General features: G+C 38.6%; 1 rRNA gene and 1 pseudogene. Both read right to left on the bottom strand.

The features are described 5' to 3' along the window. A 16S ribosomal RNA gene (locus QT987_RS29715) occupies positions 1-76 on the bottom strand; the annotation flags it as partial. Between the two features lie 840 nt (positions 77-916). Continuing rightward, positions 917-1,440: pseudogene (locus QT987_RS29710) on the bottom strand (ISAzo13 family transposase). Between the last annotated feature and the right edge of the window lie 78 nt (positions 1,441-1,518).

Genomic DNA, 1,518 nt, shown 5'->3' with positions numbered 1-1,518 from the left:
TTCTACTCCGTTCGACTTGCATGTGTTAAGCAGACCGCCAGCGTTCATCCTGAGCCAGGATCAAACTCTCCGTGTTGTTGAGTTCTTTTAAGGCTCGTCAAGTTCTTTCTACTCAGCCCTGAAGGCTGGTTTTTTTCCCTTGACTTTTTTCTCGTTGTTTGCGATATTGAGTATCAGCTCTCGCCTTGACTCTCTATCTTCATTTTTTTGACGAGGTTAATAGTGCTTTAAGCTTTCAAACTATTCTTTTTTCTAGGTTCAGCGCCTTGGGGGGCATCGCTTCAAGCTGCCCTCTTTTCGACGTTTATCAACTATAGCGTTCTTACTCTGGTGGTGTTAGTAGAGGGAACCGAATCTTTTTGTAGTAATTTCTCTACTTGCCTATTTCTACTAGGTGCAATATTGCATTGAGTTCAAGCTGATAGAGTGGTTCATTTAATCTAGCAATGAAGACTGTGTGCAGCCGAGTCGGCGATCGCTCCTCCCTTGTTGCATCTGGGCTATTTCGTGAATCGAGTATAGGTGCCCAATCGCCGAATCTTTGGGCAGCTTCGTTGCAGGTGCAGCTTCGTTTAAGTTTTTTAAGATGTTAGGACTTACGCATTGGCAAAAAATATCATCTATGTAGTCTAGATAATGGCATCGTTGTGAAGGTTGGCAAAAATAGGCTCACGGACAACAGAAGTAAACAGATTCCTCTGTACTTCATACCAATTGCTAATTATGTTTTCAGAGCGCATAAACTCCAATTTCACAAAAGCTTGAAGTGAACAAAATATATGTGTTTTTATTGCAATACTCCGGACAGTTTTTAAGCAGCCAGAGTACCATAAGACAAGACTGAAGGAAGGTTAGGGTGATTTAAAATCAAATCCGGGTCTAAATCTAATTTAGGAATGAAAAATTAATAACTTGATTAATTCGTGAGTTGAGGTACCGCTCGATAATTCCATTTGGGTAAATATTCATCAAAAACAATTTTCAGATTTTTTTTAAAATCATCAGTCACCTTTCGACCAATTTCATAGATTTTATCTACCACATTTACAACTACAGATAGACCCTTGTTAGTGTGAGTTTTTCCATGAGACTTTTGACTAAATTTAGACTTGTAAAAATAACTCCTTGACAGGCTCTGGTTATATGAGGGAAGAGTCGATGTTCAATGGGATTGTATTTAGATGTATACGGAGGGTAATGAGCTATTCTGATCTCAATTCCAATTTCATCTACTAACTTTTGTAAATCTTGCTTAAAGATATAATGATTAGCATTATTGCTACCGCCACCATCACACTTAGCTAAAATCGAATTAGCATGAGGATAGGCGGCTTTTCCATAATTATTCCACCAGTGTTTGATGGATTCACAAGCAAATTCACTGGTATCCTTACTGTTACCTAATGTTACATATCCTCGATTTTTTTGGCAATCGTAAATTCGTATCGGCTCAATAAGTAGGGGTAGCAGTTAATCTAGTTGCCAAGACAAGCCCAAGGGATAAAGAGAAGATTTTTC

This window comes from Microcoleus sp. SVA1B4 (genome assembly GCF_036700545.1).
Lineage (GTDB): Bacteria > Cyanobacteriota > Cyanobacteriia > Cyanobacteriales > Microcoleaceae > Microcoleus.
Note: the sequence above shows the minus strand (reverse complement) of the source record. Positions and strands in the feature narration are given on the sequence as shown.